The sequence below is a fragment of the Pseudoalteromonas luteoviolacea genome (genome assembly GCF_021654285.1).
In the GTDB taxonomy this organism is placed as follows: Bacteria; Pseudomonadota; Gammaproteobacteria; order Enterobacterales; family Alteromonadaceae; genus Pseudoalteromonas; species Pseudoalteromonas luteoviolacea_J.
Map to the genome: position 1 here is coordinate 77,460 of NZ_JAKFZS010000004.1, position 16,110 is coordinate 93,569.

Genomic DNA, 16,110 nt, shown 5'->3' on the forward strand with positions numbered 1-16,110 from the left:
TGCACTTTAGTGTTAAATTAAATGAAAATCAATATCATTTCCATTTATTTTCTTTGGAACTCGGATGTTGTACTCCAAGTTGGCCACGCTTCTTCTTGAGAAATTAAGTAACCAGCTTTGAAAAATAGTTGAAGATCTTGGACTGCGCCACTGAGATCCCACTCTTTTCTGTAGCGATCGCATGGCTGATGGTAACAACCACGTAGCACAAGACTCATACGCTTTCGGTATTTGGCTGTGGCATCGTCGAATGGTTCATGGCCGCCACCTGCATACATAGCCGGGATCCCCATGTTAGCAAAAGCGAAGTGATCTGAACGGTAGTAAATACCCGCAGATGGGTTTGACTCATTTGAGATTGAACGATTTTGCTCATCTGCCACTTCTTTAAGTACGCCATCAAGTGATGATTTACCAAGGCCAACAACGCTGATGTCTTTTACTTTACCAAGTAAGTTAAGGGCATCAAGGTTGATATTTGCAACAGTCTGGTTTGCTGGAATGACCGGTGTTTCAGCGTAGAATTTAGAGCCTAATAAACCTTGCTCTTCAGCGGTGACCGCTAAGAAGGTGATCGAACGGTCTGGGCGCTGAGGTAATTTAGCAAAAGCTTCAGCCACTTCGATGATACCGCCTGTGCCTGTTGCGTTATCGTGTGCACCGTTATAAATTTTATCGCCTTTACGGTTAGGATCGACACCTAGGTGATCCCAGTGCGCAGAGTAAATGATGTGCTCATCTGACTTTTTAGCGCCCGGTAGCGTGGCGATGAAGTTATATGATACAGACTTTTTGATAGTGCTTTTAACATCCACAGACGCAGTTAAGTCGCCCATGTCTACGTGATATGCACCTTCAGCAGCTTTCTTTTTGGCATCTTCAAAGTTCAGGCCTGCATCTGCAAAGAGCTCTTTTGCAACATCAACACTGATCCAGCCTTCCACTGCAACGCGGTCCATGTTGTTGTTCTCTTTTTGGAAGCCAAACTGCTCACCGCTCCAAGAGTTCTCAACCACTTCCCATGGATATGATGCAGGCGCTGTTTCATGAATAATGATGGCACCAGCAGCACCTTGACGGCTTGCCTCTTCATATTTGTATGTCCAACGTCCATAGTAAGTCATGGTATTACCGTTAAACACTTTAGGGTCTTTTGTTGCGTAACCTGGATCGTTTACCAGCATAACAACCGTTTTACCTTTTACATCCAGACCCTTGTAGTCATTCCAGCCATATTCTGGCGCATTGACACCGTAACCAACGAATACCAGTTCTGAGTTGTTTAGAGACTGTGCTGGGCTGATGCGGCTTGTGCCCATGACCATGCCCTTTTTATACGGGTAGCTGCGCTCACCGATTTTTAGCGTCATGTTTGGATCGGCTTCGATTGATACCAGCGGTACTTCTTGCAAAAAGCTATTGCCGTTGCCCGGCTCATAACCCAATGCTTTGAAATGTTTAGTCAAATAAGCAAGCGTTAGTTCTTCGCCTTTGCTTGATGGCGCGCGGCCTTCAAACTCGTCAGAGGCAAGCGTTTTGATGTGTTCACCTAGTTGCTCGGCATTAATACTATTATATGCCGTGACAATGTCTTCAGGTGTGTTGCTTTTTGTCGTTGCACAGCCTGCTAAAATGGCAAGCGACAAAGCACTCAGTGTTAATTTTAGTTTCATGACCTTTCTTTTTTATGAGATTACTTCCGGGCTAATTAATACCATAATTGCAAAGTAAATTCGACTTTAGCCGATGTATGGTGCTAGGTAGATGGAAAAGTATGCAGACGTTATTTATCTTTTTGCGCCGTCGCGTGTATTTGGTAAAATGCGCGCAATAGTACAATTTGCGAAATGAGCACGCATAGATAGCATGAAAAAGTTTACTCCCCCTGAAAATTGGCAAAATCAATTGTTTGCGCAAGCCCCTTTTGCGCATTTACAGGCAATATTTAATTTACAAGCCTTTGATACCTGGCCAAGCTTTGAGTGGTTAAATGCACAGACCAACCAGCAAAACGCACAGGGTAAACACGTTGTTTTTACTGAAAACAGTAAGCTGGAAGAAGAAACACGTTACTATGAGGAGATCATTGCGCAAACCGGTCAGGTACCGACACGAGAGCATAACTGGCATGACTTTTTTGGGGCGATGATCTGGTGCTTATTTCCAAAAACCAAAAGTCTACTTAATAAACTCCACATTGAAGAAATAGCACTGCACGGCTTAAAAGAGCGCAGTCGCAAACGCAATGCGTTAACCTTGTTTGATGAATGCGGATTAGTACTCGCGGTGCCTCATATGCAATGGCAAGAAGATTTGCGTTCGCATTTATGGCATGACGCGTTCTTTGTGCAAAAGGATAAGTGGCATGCAGAAGCTCTGCCTTTCGTTTTTGGTCATGCCAATTACGAAATGCTGACTAACCCGTTTATCGGCCTAACGGGCAAGTTGCTGTGTATTCAAGTTGACGAGTCTTTTACTGCTCTCCCTCTACTTGAGCAATATGCGCACTTGGATAGCCGCTTGGTTGAGTTGATCACAATGGATAAGGTGCTGGATGACAATAAACAGATGTCACCCATTCCGTTGTTGGGCATACCTGATTGGCACTATGACACGCAAGATGAAGCATTTTATGCGGATGAAAGCTACTTTAGGCCTAAGAGAAGGAAGATAAGTGATAGTAGTAAACGGACTGAAAAAACGCTTTAAGCTCGCCAAAGAGTTAGAAAATACCACCAGTCGTGGCGACGCAAGGCAGCGTGATGGTTTCTTTCATTCTGTGGAAGATGTGTCTTTTCGCTGTGATAGAGGTGAAGTATTGGGGCTGCTAGGCCCCAATGGTGCGGGAAAAACCACCACGTTACGCATGTTATCAACTGCGCTCAAGCCTGATGCTGGCAGCATTGAAATATCTGGACATAACATTGTCAAGCACCCCTTGAAAGGTCGAAAAGCCATTGGCTTTTTATCTGGTACAACAGGTTTATATGGTCGTTTAACGGCAAAAGAGAATGTCGAGTACTTTGCTAAATTGCATGGTTTGAAAGGCAAAGCCCTCAAAGTGCGCTGTGATGAATTGTTTAGTCAATTAGCAATGGACGACTTTTTAGATAAACGCGCTGAGCATTTATCAACAGGCATGAAGCAAAAAACCAATATTGCCCGAGCAGTGGTACATCAACCCGATGTGGTTGTGCTGGATGAGCCAACTACAGGCTTAGATATTATGACCAAGCAAACCATTATTCAGTTTATTCGTGAGCTCAAATCTGCACATACCCCAGTGGTGTTTTCTACGCATCACCTTGATGAAATCGCTTTATTATGTGATAGCGTGTGCTTAATAGATAAGGGGCAAAGTCGTTTTTCTGGCAGCATAGACGCGTTTAAAACAGCAGGGCAGAGTACTGAGCTAAACGATGCGTTTTTGAATATTGTTAATCACGGATGTGCAGATGTTTGAAGTGTTTTTAAAAGAAGTCAAAGAGCTACTGCGTGATAGAAAAACCCTGTTTTTTGTCATTGCCCTGCCCATCGTTATCTTTCCTATTTTATTTGCTTTGCTAGGGTTTTTAGCGTCAAAGACCACCTTTGAAGCGGAGCAAAAGGTGCATACTTACTACCTTGCTAATGCAGAGCTTTCTCCAGAGTTTACACAAATGCTGTTTTATCATAAAAGCTTTAAACCGTATGAAGGGGATGAGCAGTTTGACAGCATCGAGGCATTAAAAGCCGCTGTAAAGGCGGGGAAAATAGATGTCGGTATTGAGATCCCTAAGCAGCAAGATAAGCAAGTGAGTGTCACACCAGAGCAAGCCGTTTGGCATGTGGTATTTAATGATGCCCAATCGATTAACTTTGTATATAAGCGATTGGAAAAGCTGATTAATAAATACGCCGCAGGCATTCGCTCTGCGACGTTAGAAGCTTTAGGGGCGCCTAAAGCGCATCATAGTGCAATTCTAAAACCGATCACCATTACCAAAGTCGATACCGCAGATAAGCGTGAAAATTACGGTGAAAAGCTCGGTGCATTAATTCCTTATATGTTGATCCCGCTTGTTTTAATGGGCGCAAGTTACCCAGCGATTGATTTGGGGGCAGGGGAAAAAGAGCGGGGCACCCTTGAAACCTTGTTGTTGACCCCTGTGACGCGTACGCAACTGGTATTGGGTAAGTTTTTAACAATATTGGCAAGCTCCATCGCCTGTGCCTTGGTGACCGTCTCTAGCATGGCTATTTGGATAAGTATTGCGAGCGGAATAGGGGTGTTAGACACCATCAAAGACGCTTTTTCTAGCGTGACACTTGGGGACTTTATGCTGATTTTTGCACTGTTACTGCCTGTGGCTGTGATGCTCTCATCCTTGGTGTTGGCAATTTCAATCTATGCACGTTCGTTCAAAGAGGCGCAAAACTATATGGGGCCGCTGAGCATGCTGGTGTTTGTGCCCATTGTCGTGTCAGTGATGCCGAATATGTCGCTTAATACCACTACGGCTTGGATCCCCATTACCAACGTATCCTTAGCGATTAAAGAGATCATCAAAGGCACCGTAGACTACAGTGCCGTGGTGATGATTTTTGTTGCCTCAGCACTGCTTGCTGGGGCATTGCTGATGTTTTGTATACGCTGGTTTAGCAAAGAGTCTGTGTTATTTAGATAGCAATTAGGCGGCTTTAACGCCGTCTAAATTTTGTGTGTCTAACTCAACGACGTTCAATACTTTTTGTATATCAGACCAGTGCAGTAATTCAATGCGGCCTTGCTCGTTTTCAACAAGTGCCGTGCAGTTTTCTATCCAGTCGCCATCATTGCAATACACAATGCCGTCGGTGACATTAATTCTGGGCTGGTGAATGTGGCCACAGATAATGCCATCCATGCCTTGTTTTTTTGCTTCGTGCACAGCGGCTTGCTCAAATGCCGCAATCGCTGCGCGCGCTTTATGCACTCGGTTTTTAAGCCAAGAAGCCAGCGACCAATAGTGTCCGCCATAGAGCTTACGCACACGATTGGTCCAACGATTTAAAAACAGCAAAAAGTCATAGGCTTGATCGCCAATAATACTGATTAATTTGTTGTAGCGGGTGGCTGAATCAAAGTCATCGCCGTGTAGCAATAAGAAACGCTTACCTGCAGAGGTGGTATGTACGTATGTGTGGTGCACTTCAACATTAAACAGTGTCATATCCACATAATTGCGAAACGTCTCGTCGTGGTTACCCGGGATATAAATAACACGCGTACCGGACTCAGCTTTTTTCTGAATACATTCTAAAACTTGATAGTGGCTCGGGTGCCAGTAAAACTGCCTTTTTAAAGACCAAAGATCCACGATATCACCCACTAAATACAGGGTATCGCAGCGCGTGCAATTTAAGAAGTCTAATAAGAATTCAGCCTTACAGTCTTTATAGCCAAGGTGCACATCTGAAATCCATATGCTGGGGTAGTAAGTTTGCTCCATCTTGTTTACTCTCAAGCGTAATAATGTCTACGGTAAAGGCACGAGATGACAAACTTTTATCAGTATTGAGACGCTAAGATGACATTTTCTGCAAAGGTAGCAGGTAAAACAAAAAACGCGCCATTTAGGCGCGTTTTTAAAATGGGGGAGAGTTAAGCCATTAGCTTAGAGATTTCAGCAACTGCTGAATCAATGTCTAACATGACTTTTTCACCAGTACGGCGGTTTTTCAGCTCAACCTGATTGTTATCAAGGTTACGCTCACCAATGACTAAGGTGAATGGTACACCCACGAGTTCCATATCGTTGAACATGACACCTGGGCGCTCTTTACGATCGTCAAACAATACTTCAAGACCTGCTGCTTTTAAGTCCGCATAGAACTTTTCTGCGATATCAGGAATGCGGTGAGACTTGTGCATATTCATCGGAACGATTGCGATGTCGAATGGTGCAAGGGCTTGAGGCCACTTAATACCAAACTTATCGTGGTTTTGTTCAATCGCCGCAGCCACGATACGTGATACACCAATACCGTAACAACCCATGGTCATGACTTGGTTTTTACCACTTTCGCCTAGTACGCCTGCATTCATTGCTTCTGAATACTTGCTACCAAGCTGGAAGATATGGCCTACTTCAATACCGCGTTTGATTTGTAAAGTACCTTGACCACACGGGCTTGGATCGCCTTCAACTACGTTACGAATGTCAGCCGTTGTGAACTCAGCGACATCGCGGCCCCAGTTAATACCACTGTAGTGCACACCATCTTTGTTTGCACCGGCAACAAAGTCAGACATAACAGCAGCGCTGTGGTCAACAATCACTGGCATATCAAGGCCAACTGGACCAAGTGAACCAGGTTTTGCGCCAATTGCAGCAACGATGTCTTCTTCTTTTGCCATTTCAAGCGGAGAGTCAACAAGCGGTAGCTTTTCAGCTTTTAGCTCGTTTAATTCGTGATCGCCACGAACGATTAATGCAACCAGACCACGCTCACCGTCTTCGTTTTCAGCGCCGTATACAATCAGTGTTTTAACGCCTTTGTGCGCTTTAACACCGTGTTGTTCAGCAAGCTCTGCGATGGTTTTTGCGTTCGGTGTATCGAAAGTATTTAGTTCTTTGCTTGGCTCTGCGCGCTCAGTTGAAGGCGCCAGTGCTTCAGCTTTTTCGATGTTTGCTGCGTAATCACTTTCAGTGCTAAATGCAATCGCATCTTCACCAGACTCAGCAAGTACGTGGAATTCGTGTGATACGCTACCACCAATTGAACCTGTGTCAGCAATAACTGGACGGTAATCTAGACCTAGACGCTCAAAAATATTGCAGTATGCTTGGTGCATCACTTGATATGTTTTTTCAAGACAAGCGTCATCTAGGTGGAAAGAGTAAGCATCTTTCATGGTGAATTCACGTGCACGCATTACACCAAAACGCGGACGAACTTCATCACGTACTTTAGTTTGTACTTGATAAAGTGTTAAAGGCAATTGCTTATAGCTGCTTACTTCTTTACGTACAAAGTCAGTGATCACTTCTTCGTGCGTTGGGCCAAGTGCAAATGGACGATTGTGGCGATCGGTAATTCTTAGTAGTTCAGGACCAAACTGTTCCCAGCGGCCAGATTCTTCCCACAGATCAGCAGGCTGAATGACAGGCATCAACATTTCGATTGCGCCAGCTTTTTCCATTTCCTCGCGTACAATAGTTTCTACGTTACGAAGTACTTTTAAACCTGACGGCAACCAAGTGTATAAACCTGAAGCGAGTTTGCGGATCATACCCGCACGTAGCATTAGCTGGTGGCTGACCACCTCGGCATCAGAAGGCGTCTCTTTAAGAGTCGCTAAAATATATTGACTGGTACGCATGCTTGTTCCGTTCAATGTTATGTGTTTTTAATTAGGCACGTAGTTTAACAGTGCCTAAGGTGCTAAAAAAGAGTTATTTTCGCTGTAAAGATATTTATTCTTGTGGTTTTTTGGCTGTTTGCGGTTTCTCTGCGCTCACTTCGATGACATGGTTATGCTCATCTTCAACTTGCCAGCGAATATTGAATTCGTACAGACTCATGCCATAGCTTTGTGTTTGTTGTTTTTTCTTTTTATAGGCAGGTCTTGGATCTTGCTTTAAGACGTTGCTGATAAAGCTCATTAGCTCGGGATATTGACGCTGCTTTTCGATAAAGTCTTGGGCTTGCTCACTAAATGACACCGTCATTTCGGTTTCAGGGCGCGTATCGGCAAATCCTGCCGAGGCACCTTGCAGTGCATCTGAATAGGGCAGATAAGGCTTTATATCCACGATTGGCGTGCCATCGAGTAAATCTATGCCAGAGAGCAGCAGCGCCAATTGGCCATTTTTATATTCAACACCTTCTAGCTTGACTGCACTCATGCCAATGCCATTTGGCCTAAAGGTTGCGCGGGTAGCAAATACGCCTTTGCGCTCATTACCGCCTAGCCTTGGTGGGCGAACTAGCGCCGAATAGCCTTTGTCAGCGGTTTCGTGAAATCTAAATAGCAGCCAAAGGTGGGTGAACTCTTCAATGCCTCGCACAAATTCTTCACGGTTAAATGCCTCGCTGAATATCAGCTTTGCGGTGGCCTCTGGTACCAGTCTTGGTTGTCTTGGAATGGCAAACTTTTGCTTATAAGGGGATTCTATATGGCCAATGGCTTCAACTTCAAATTGCACGATAGCAGGCTCTGTGGATTAAAAGCCGTATTGTATCGCTTTGTATATGGCGCAACAAATTTATATTTTATAACAGGGCGTGTAATAAAGTGTAATGTACACCGGAAAAATTACCCGCATAATTATCCTAAAAAACGAAATGGATAAAGCGATGTACTTTGCGCGATTTGGCGAGCTGATGTTAACGAGTGATGAAATGGAACTAATTGGTGAAAGAGCCCTTGGTTTTAAAAACAGCATTACCCCTATCTCGAGTGAACAGGGTAAGCGCACAAGCTTAAATAAGCCAACTCACAGTAATGAAGAAATTTCTGCGTTTATGGAAATTGCAATTCGTGCATGCAAAAAGCACCTTTGCCAAAATAGCCCGATCCGCAGCGCGGTAATCTTGGAGCTGCAAAAAAACCGGCAAGTCCTGATGAATACCTTTGGTGGCATCAAAGAAGGCCGCATTAGCCCATGTAAACTTAGCCCTGTATTGCAATCCTACACAGAGTCTATTTCTGCCAAGCTACTTCCTGACACCTTGTTGCCAGCCAGTGATTTAAAAACTGCGGTGAGTACAATCTTATTTGAAGTAGCGAGGGAGAGTGTGTAACACGCTCTCTGTTTAATCTTTTATGGCTTTATTTGGCACGGCTTTTCGCCGCAAATGGAGTGTTTAAAACTGTTAATTGTCCCCATGTGTCCATAAATTTGGTAATTCCTTAAGTCTATACATTCTCCAGTACTAAGTTTCTTTTGCGAATATAGACGTACATTGCTTGTTGTTGAAGTAAGTCGAAATACATTACCTTTATTAAATCGTGAATGAGCGTAAAATTTATTAGGTTCTATGCGATATGCGCTTGGCCGGTAGAGAATAAATTAGGACAGGCACAACTCATTCCTTTAAACTGTTTGATACCCCACAAAGTTAATTCAGCTAGATGACATCAGAACATAAACCAGTTTTAAAGACCTTGTACTACGACTCTCAAGTCGTAATGGGGCTCAGGCAGTTTTCTGCGCCTTTTACCTACCAAGATGGCTTAGTTAATGAAGCTCGGTTGATACATATCTTCAAAGGGCAATCATCTTTAATTTGCGCAGGTAAGACTTTGTCTTTAAAGACGGGGGATACGTTGTTGATGAAGGCTGATAACTTCATTAATCGCTGGTTAGACAGCCCACAAGGCAATGCAGTTGAATTTGTCGGAGTAAGGTTAACACAGTCGTTAATTCAATCAATATATAAGAATTCATTACCTGAGAGGTTTGTAGGCACTCACTTAAATTTAAAGAGTTCAGAATCTGGATCAGCCGCGGTGATCTCAAATCACAAACTACTCATGGGCTATTTTACGCTGTTGAAACAGTACATTGCTCAGCCAGATGACATGACAGATAGTTTGATTGCTTTAAAGGTACAAGAGCTAATAGAGCTGATCATACAAGCTGACTCAAGCAGCCAAGTTACGCCACTTCTGAGCGAGCTGTTTTTACCGAACCAACCAAAACTACAGCAGGTTGTACAAGCACATTTATATTCTCCTTTGAAGGTCGATGAAATGGCGTTTTTATGTCATATGAGCACATCAACCTTTAATCGAAAATTCAAACAAGTGTATGGTACAAGTGCTAACAAATACCTTGTATTGAAGCGTTTAGAAAAGGCAGAACAGCAAATAAACACAACCAATAAACGCATTACCGACATTGCACTTGAATGCGGTTTTGAGGAGTTAAGTTATTTTTCAAGGGCATTTAAGCAGCACTTTAACATCACGCCAACTGAATTGAGAAAAGCCCAGTCTGACTGAAAAATATAAATCCGTGACCGAATAGTGCAAGTTAGGTACGGTCAGTTCAAATAAAATGTTTGTCATCAAATAACAGATAGATAGGCTATTTTTATGATCAAATTCGCACAAGTGTTATGCGGCATGTTTGTACTTATTCTGGGCTCGGCGGCATTAACAGCCATGTTTTTTCCTGCGATTATTAACGAACCAAGTGGTTTTAACGCAGTGTCAGATTATGGCTTTACTAATTTACGCACATTGGGTGCGCCAACTTTAAGTTTGGCAATAATCACCGCCATTGGTATTTATAAAAAAGCGTGGTTGCTGATTTTACCCGCATCGATGTACTTCTTTTTTAATTTTTTCGCGAGAGCCATTTCGGCCGTGATTGAGGGTTATGATCCCGTGATGCTGTTTGGGCTTATATTTACGTTCACATTGTTTATGCTTTCACAAATTGCGTTACAAGTATTTAGAAAATTAAACTGACATGCTTGACATTAAAGTGCATCAATGAAGCTGTAAGATAATCAGCTATATAAGCAATAAAAGCTGGGATAATTCACTTTTATTGCTTAGAAAACTTTAAGTTAGAGAAAAATAAGTTCAGGTCAAAACAACGTTTATAGAATGAATCGATTTAAAAGTAATCTTTATTGTTTTTTGTTTGTTTACAGTATGTTTTTTCTTTGTGTTTTTGAATTTTTTCGTTTGAATAGGGTGTTTTTCTTTAAGTAAAATTAAATTAATTTCATACTACTAATTATTAATATTCAATGAAAAAGCTATTTATATCGAGTTTACTCGCCTCAATTCTGTCTGGTTGTGGAGGTTCTGACTCTGAGCCGAATACTGCACCTACGCTTACTGGTAATTTAGAACATGAAGTATTGGCGTTAGAGTCAAATACCTTTACATTCACTTTAAATGATAAAGAATCAGATAAGATATCTGTGACAATGTCTGATAACCATAATTGGGTAGTTAAGTCTAATGGTCCTGAAACATTAACGATTACTGTGAACCCAGACTTATTCTCTGTGGGAGAGCACGTTATAACCATGACGCTCTTTGATGGAAAAGCCAGTGCTGATTATGATTTAAAGATCATGGTTAAAGATAACCCTCAAAAGTGGGAAGAAATTGATGTCAGCTATGAATCTTTGGTTGGTGGCTGGGAAAGCCAAGATAAAAAAAGTATTTTTGCTTTCAGCAGTGAACATCAAGGGGTAGCTATTCATGATAACCAGTTCACTTACCTATCTTATGGCTCAGAAGGTTCTGAAAACTCAGGGCTGCAGCAGATAAAGTGTTACGTTAAAAAGTATGAGTGTAAATTGGGTGAGCTTGATTATGCGCCTTTCCCATTTCGTGTAATTGCGCAGTCAGGTTCGCAGATCCGTGTTGTATATGAAGGTGGTGCTGAACAGCAGGTCGTCAAGACGTTGATAAAGCAAGATATGCCTCAGATTTCTCAATCTATGGAATACCACGTGCCTTATCATGGAGATAGAAACTCTTCGAGTTTTTTGGTTGGACACATTGATTTTGAAAATCAAAAAGCGGATTTCTCACTGGATATATTAAAAGCTCGATTCTATGGCAGTCCGCAATTAAATAGCATCAGAGTCGGTGCAGAAATCGTGAACAATCAAATTGGTAATATTGTTGAGAAATCAATAGAAAAATATAATGACTATTACAGGGATGATGTGACATATCGCCCACAACACTATGCTTATGAGCATCAGTACAATTCGCTAGATATTTTATACGGTTCTGAACAATTTACGATATTTGATCTTAATTATCAGAGAGTGCTTGTTCCAGATGCAGATCGCAGTGAAGAACTTTCAGCAAAGATAAAATCTTCATTTACGCCAAAAAATAGTATTAGCGTTATAACTCATGCTAATAGAGTTAAGGATTTTAGCGTTGAATATGGCAAGCCGTATTTTTCTCAATTTTATTTGAATAACCAAGTAGAAGAGGAGTCTTTTGCTCGATATCGAGGAACATATTTTACGGTTAGTGATGAGCACTCTGGCAAGCTAATGATAGGTAGCACTGAACGAGAAGCAACAGAACAAGATGTCTTATTGGATATTGCAAATGGAAACATAGCGATTGACTATGAAGGGATCATTTCTAATATTGGTGTTTTTAAAGTAGCGAATGGTACTGAGCACTTTTTGACAACTGTCGTGACTAACCAGGGTCATGTCACGCCATATCAATTTGCAAACCTGCTCACTGAGTTCGAAGAAGGGTTCGGGAAATCAGATTTTTTAAGCACGTCGTTTGAATATGAGGATGGTAGTATTTATAAATTCTCAGAAACAGAGCTGAGAGTGTATGAGACAGAGTCATCTTATTCAACACAGATGGTAGCTTATCAAGACGATGGCAGTGTGATCACCGCATATTGTTCAGGAGAGCTGGTGGATAACGCGTGCCCGGATGAAGGCTTTAGGGTATTGAATCAGTATCGCATTGTTAATGAGACTCTCACACACGTAGTGATGCAGAAACGCGTGTTCTTTGGGGATAAAAATATTAACTTAATTTATAAAATGAAGAAGCTGTAATTTTAATTGAAATAGAGGGTTGATATATATTCGACTCTCTATTTCGAGTATTCAACTATCCAAATTACATTTCAAACCTGCTGTATTGTGCTTTTATTAACGGCAAACAGTTCTATATGATTTTTGCGCAAAGTTTTTGATTGCTGTTCTAAACTGAGTTGGTCATCAATACCGTTCTAAATGATCAGTAAGCCCGTTAACTTAGAAGCAAAAATCATCGTTATTACTTTGAGACACAATGAAAAACTGGATGAACAGAAATGAGTTTATTGAATCGCCAGCGGCTCTTCTTCTCTCAAGGTCAGGACTTCATAGCCTGTCTCTGTAACCAAAATGGTATGTTCCCACTGAGCTGATAATTTTCTATCTCGTGTCACAACGGTCCAGCCATCTTTTAAGGTTTTCACCTTGTGTTGGCCTTGATTGACCATAGGTTCAATAGTAAATGTCATGCCAGCTTGTAGAGTTAACCCTTCATTAGGTTTGCCAAAGTGAAGCACATCAGGCCCTTCATGCATCTCAGTGCCTATGCCATGACCGCAAAACTCTCTGACAATACTATAGCCATGTCGCTGCGCATATGACTGAATTGCATAGCCAATATCTCCCAGTTTTACACCAGGTTTAACTTGTTTTATACCTTGCCACATGGCTTCGTAGGTGGTTTTTACAAGCTTTTTAGCAAGTCCTTGAGCGGCCTCCATGACGTACATTTTACTGGAGTCGGCAAGGTAACCATCACATTTGAGCGTGATATCAACATTGATGATATCGGTCGATTTTATTTTTTGGTTCGCTTTTGGCATACCATGACAAACAACTTCATTAAGTGACGTATTGACTGCATATGGGTAGCCATATTGACCTTTGGTTGACGGAATTGCTTTAAGCTCATCTGTGATATAGGCTTCGACAAAGTCGTTCACTTCCATCGTGGTGACACCAGGTTTGATGAAGCCATCCAGAGCTTTAAACACGGCTGCTAACATCTGTCCGGAGCGTCGCATTTTAACGATTTGATCTTGATCCTTAATTATCACTGCTTTCATATTGCTTCTTTTTTACTTGCTCTAATTCTATTTGTATTAACTGTGCGAACGGCTTGTCCGGGTTTTGCTCAGCTAGGCGGCCCATTTTCAACCAAAATTCAGCTTGTGAATTGATTGAGCGAGACATCACTTGGCTAGCTAGGCGGATCTCTTCATGCAGTTCTTCGGAAATTTTTACAATACCCATTTTTATACGTTATGTAGCATTTTGTATGTAAATCATATTTTCTTTTGCTACTTTATTCAACTAAAAATATGTAATGTATAAAATGGCAATTTGAATAGACTTAGAGAACAGGATTATTGCAGATTTGGATTGAAATTTTAGACATAAAAAAACGCCCAGTAATGTGTGAATCTGGGCGTAGGGGAAGGCTCATTTGGAGCCGTGCGCTAACTTAAACACCTTCTAAAACATAAGGGAGAAGTAGAAAGTCCTTTAAGTGTAGTAAATGCATTACAAAAGTTACAAACAGAATGACATTTTTAAAACATAATAAAAACAGAGTGTTGCGCTCATATGAATTAATAATCTTAAAGTTGTCAAAAAGTTCTAATCAGGTTATACCCAAGTTATTAACTGACCTTGTGCAATTAAATCTCTAGGGAGGTTATTTTTAATCTTCGCCTTTTGCCATTTGCCAAGACCCACAGGGGCACCGCACAGAGTCAGTATGACTTCGCCCGTCTCATTAGTCGGTTTTTCTAAACGTACATCTTTACCTTGGAAGTAGTCTACAGCCTGTTTTTCAGTAAGTGCATGTACATTTTCAGTCGCTAAATGTCCAAGTGCGGTGGCAAGCTCATGTTCTAACCGCACACCATTTTTGTGGATTGCGCCTATTTTTATTCCCAAGCGCGCATATTTTATTTTGTTTTGCACATCTGCAAGCTTTTCGGGAAATAGCCATAGCTCTTTATCGCGCTGCATGAGCGCACCTGGAAGCTGTTTAATCTTAAATTGCTTCTTTAAATAGCTCGCGAAGGTGTTGTGTGCTTTAGTTGGAAAAGCTTCAAAAGGAAACGCCCCTTTTTTTCGCTGTTGATCGTGGTGTTCAACAGAGGCGAGCTTTTTAAATTTTGCTATGAAGAAACCTTCACTATCAAAAATCTGTGGCCAGACATGCAAGTATCCCTCGCTTGTGGTGGCTTGACTCGCATTGTTAAAAAGGTCGTCAAGTGGCGTGATTTCTACAGCACCTGAAAATTCTTCTAGTAAAAATGAGCACACTTGTTGGTTTTCTAAAGGGGTCAGTGTACAAGTTGAGTACACTAAACTACCGCCAGGTTTTAGCGCTAAAAAGGCACTTTTGATCAGGCTTTTTTGCACATCGCTGATATCGATATTAGATTCTATTGACCAATTTTTAAGTGCGTTTGCATCTTTTCTTACAGTGCCTTCACCTGAGCATGGCGCGTCAAGCTGTATGTGATCAAAGCACTCATACATGTAGTCGCCAAATATTTTGCCATCAAAATGTGATAATGCACAGTTTGCTGCCCCCATTCGCTTCATATTGGCGGCAAGCACTTTTAACCGAGAAGATGAGAATTCATTGGCAACCAATAGGCCTTGGTTATTCATTAAGGCACAAAGCTGTGAGGTTTTAGAGCCCGGAGCCGCAGCCATATCGAGCACAGCATATTGATCAGTGTCCATATTTTCTATTTCAGATCGTAATGCTAAAGGCGGGAGCATTGAGCTTGCTTCTTGCACATAAATACAGCCACTGAGATGTAAGGCTGTATTACCTATAGGCAGGTTCGCTTGCTCTTCTTCGCTGCGACTGATCCAAAAGCCCTCTGGGCACCAAGGCACAGGTGTTATTTGCCAACCGAGTGCTTTTGCTTCGAGTTTAAAATCATCGACGGACATTTTGAGTGTATTGACGCGTATAGACAGCCTAAGAGGTTTTTGGCAATGCTCAATGAAGTCATCTAAATTTAAATGCTCAGGTAGGTAGGTTTTAACATCTTCGATAAAGTTTTCTGGGATGTAGGTATTCTTATCCAATCTAAAGTACTCGAAACAACTGGGATTTGTTGTAGTTTATCATCAATCGGTAATGAGCAGGAAAGATTTAACGAGTAAGCAAACGTTGCCGTATGAAAAGACAACGTTTGCATGTTCAGTGGCTCAATTATGGCGTCTCGGAATCGCAGTGGTAGTAGGTTTCACATTCTTGTGTTGGGCCATTACTTAAGCCCGCGCCCCCGACCAGTGGAGTCAGTTTTCTATCAAGTGGTAGGCTATCATAACTCAATTTTTTCAAAGGCTTTTTGGTGACTTTAAGCTTCATAGTGATTAACTCCTTTCAAATTAACATTGCTTTTTACTTCTAATTTCATGTTAGTAAATCGCGAAAAAGTTTCAAATAAAATTAATAAAAATGATACAAAATCATTACAAGTGAGTGTTTGCATATATGGAAAAATGAATATATGATTTTCCGTATATTGTAAATATCCTCATCAATAGACATAATTTTGTCTGCATGGCGTACTGAGATACTTAATG

General features: G+C 41.6%; 15 protein-coding genes. 7 read left to right on the top strand and 8 right to left on the bottom strand.

What is annotated here, in order from left to right; genetic code table 11:
• Nucleotides 1-44 precede the first annotated feature (44 nt).
• Nucleotides 45-1,673 (bottom strand): M28 family metallopeptidase, encoded by a 1,629-nt coding sequence (locus L1077_RS04485; protein ID WP_237135766.1) that lies wholly within the window; start codon nt 1,671-1,673, stop codon nt 45-47.
• Between the two features lie 193 nt (nt 1,674-1,866).
• Between L1077_RS04485 and L1077_RS04490 the strand changes: the two genes are divergently transcribed.
• From L1077_RS04490 to L1077_RS04500, 3 genes are read left to right on the top strand one after another with little or no spacing between them, the layout of a single operon-like run.
• Nucleotides 1,867-2,709, top strand: a complete 843-nt coding sequence (locus L1077_RS04490; protein ID WP_237135767.1) for a DUF3025 domain-containing protein — start codon at nt 1,867-1,869, stop codon at nt 2,707-2,709.
• Nucleotides 2,675-3,463 (top strand): ABC transporter ATP-binding protein, encoded by a 789-nt coding sequence (locus L1077_RS04495; RefSeq protein WP_237135768.1) that lies wholly within the window; start codon nt 2,675-2,677, stop codon nt 3,461-3,463. The genes L1077_RS04490 and L1077_RS04495 overlap by 35 nt, the downstream gene beginning before the upstream one ends.
• The gene (locus L1077_RS04500; protein ID WP_237135769.1) at nt 3,456-4,667 is read left to right on the top strand and encodes an ABC transporter permease; all 1,212 of its coding nucleotides are present in this window, start codon (nt 3,456-3,458) and stop codon (nt 4,665-4,667) included. Before L1077_RS04495 ends, L1077_RS04500 begins: the two co-directional genes overlap by 8 nt.
• Before the next feature lie 3 nt (nt 4,668-4,670).
• Here the strand turns inward: L1077_RS04500 and L1077_RS04505 are convergent, their stop codons facing one another.
• From L1077_RS04505 to tsaA, 3 genes are all read right to left on the bottom strand, one after another.
• Nucleotides 4,671-5,471, bottom strand: coding sequence for a UDP-2,3-diacylglucosamine diphosphatase (locus L1077_RS04505; RefSeq protein ID WP_046358177.1), 801 nt, complete (start codon nt 5,469-5,471; stop codon nt 4,671-4,673).
• Nucleotides 5,472-5,623: 152 nt separating this feature from the next.
• Nucleotides 5,624-7,345, bottom strand: coding sequence for a proline--tRNA ligase (locus L1077_RS04510; protein WP_237135770.1), 1,722 nt, complete (start codon nt 7,343-7,345; stop codon nt 5,624-5,626).
• Between the two features lie 94 nt (nt 7,346-7,439).
• Nucleotides 7,440-8,171, bottom strand: a complete 732-nt coding sequence (tsaA, locus tag L1077_RS04515) for a tRNA (N6-threonylcarbamoyladenosine(37)-N6)-methyltransferase TrmO (protein ID WP_440589536.1) — start codon at nt 8,169-8,171, stop codon at nt 7,440-7,442.
• Between the two features lie 151 nt (nt 8,172-8,322).
• Here tsaA and L1077_RS04520 point away from each other — a divergent pair, with 151 nt between their 5' ends.
• The 4 genes from L1077_RS04520 to L1077_RS04535 all read left to right on the top strand — a co-directional run bounded on the left by L1077_RS04520 (nt 8,323) and on the right by L1077_RS04535 (nt 12,543).
• Nucleotides 8,323-8,769, top strand: a complete 447-nt coding sequence (locus L1077_RS04520) for a hypothetical protein (protein WP_237135771.1) — start codon at nt 8,323-8,325, stop codon at nt 8,767-8,769.
• Nucleotides 8,770-9,100: 331 nt separating this feature from the next.
• On the top strand, nt 9,101-9,973 hold the full coding sequence (locus tag L1077_RS04525; protein ID WP_237135772.1) for a helix-turn-helix domain-containing protein: 873 nt from the start codon (nt 9,101-9,103) through the stop codon (nt 9,971-9,973).
• Nucleotides 9,974-10,066: 93 nt separating this feature from the next.
• Nucleotides 10,067-10,444 carry a hypothetical protein gene (locus L1077_RS04530; protein WP_237135773.1) on the top strand — a complete coding sequence of 126 codons (378 nt, stop codon included), beginning with the start codon at nt 10,067-10,069 and terminating at the stop codon, nt 10,442-10,444.
• Nucleotides 10,445-10,731: 287 nt separating this feature from the next.
• Nucleotides 10,732-12,543 carry a hypothetical protein gene (locus tag L1077_RS04535; protein ID WP_237135774.1) on the top strand — a complete coding sequence of 604 codons (1,812 nt, stop codon included), beginning with the start codon at nt 10,732-10,734 and terminating at the stop codon, nt 12,541-12,543.
• Nucleotides 12,544-12,809: 266 nt separating this feature from the next.
• Here the strand turns inward: L1077_RS04535 and map are convergent, their stop codons facing one another.
• From map to L1077_RS04555, 4 genes are all read right to left on the bottom strand, one after another.
• Complete coding sequence (gene map / locus L1077_RS04540) at nt 12,810-13,592, bottom strand: type I methionyl aminopeptidase (RefSeq protein ID WP_237135775.1); 783 nt, start codon at nt 13,590-13,592, stop codon at nt 12,810-12,812.
• Entirely contained in the window at nt 13,573-13,779 is a 207-nt protein-coding gene (locus L1077_RS04545; RefSeq protein WP_063362441.1) for a ParD-like family protein, read from the bottom strand. Before L1077_RS04545 ends, map begins: the two co-directional genes overlap by 20 nt.
• 375 nt (nt 13,780-14,154) lie before the next feature.
• Nucleotides 14,155-15,606, bottom strand: coding sequence for a 16S rRNA (cytosine(1407)-C(5))-methyltransferase RsmF (gene rsmF, locus L1077_RS04550; RefSeq protein WP_237135776.1), 1,452 nt, complete (start codon nt 15,604-15,606; stop codon nt 14,155-14,157).
• A 127-nt stretch (nt 15,607-15,733) separates the two neighbouring features.
• On the bottom strand, nt 15,734-15,892 hold the full coding sequence (locus L1077_RS04555; protein WP_155731828.1) for a hypothetical protein: 159 nt from the start codon (nt 15,890-15,892) through the stop codon (nt 15,734-15,736).
• Nucleotides 15,893-16,110: the final 218 nt, after the last annotated feature.

What these genes read in the sequence shown, in the direction of transcription:
- L1077_RS04505 (WP_046358177.1), bottom strand. Translation starts at nt 5,471, where the DNA reads ATGGAGCAAACTTACTACCCCAGCATATGGATTTCAGATGTGCACCTT.
- L1077_RS04490 (WP_237135767.1), top strand. Translation starts at nt 1,867, where the DNA reads ATGAAAAAGTTTACTCCCCCTGAAAATTGGCAAAATCAATTGTTTGCG.
- map (WP_237135775.1), bottom strand. Translation starts at nt 13,592, where the DNA reads ATGAAAGCAGTGATAATTAAGGATCAAGATCAAATCGTTAAAATGCGA.
- L1077_RS04555 (WP_155731828.1), bottom strand. Translation starts at nt 15,892, where the DNA reads ATGAAGCTTAAAGTCACCAAAAAGCCTTTGAAAAAATTGAGTTATGAT.
- L1077_RS04535 (WP_237135774.1), top strand. Translation starts at nt 10,732, where the DNA reads ATGAAAAAGCTATTTATATCGAGTTTACTCGCCTCAATTCTGTCTGGT.
- L1077_RS04520 (WP_237135771.1), top strand. Translation starts at nt 8,323, where the DNA reads ATGTACTTTGCGCGATTTGGCGAGCTGATGTTAACGAGTGATGAAATG.
- L1077_RS04485 (WP_237135766.1), bottom strand. Translation starts at nt 1,673, where the DNA reads ATGAAACTAAAATTAACACTGAGTGCTTTGTCGCTTGCCATTTTAGCA.
- L1077_RS04525 (WP_237135772.1), top strand. Translation starts at nt 9,101, where the DNA reads ATGACATCAGAACATAAACCAGTTTTAAAGACCTTGTACTACGACTCT.
- L1077_RS04500 (WP_237135769.1), top strand. Translation starts at nt 3,456, where the DNA reads ATGTTTGAAGTGTTTTTAAAAGAAGTCAAAGAGCTACTGCGTGATAGA.
- L1077_RS04510 (WP_237135770.1), bottom strand. Translation starts at nt 7,345, where the DNA reads ATGCGTACCAGTCAATATATTTTAGCGACTCTTAAAGAGACGCCTTCT.
- L1077_RS04530 (WP_237135773.1), top strand. Translation starts at nt 10,067, where the DNA reads ATGATCAAATTCGCACAAGTGTTATGCGGCATGTTTGTACTTATTCTG.
- L1077_RS04545 (WP_063362441.1), bottom strand. Translation starts at nt 13,779, where the DNA reads ATGGGTATTGTAAAAATTTCCGAAGAACTGCATGAAGAGATCCGCCTA.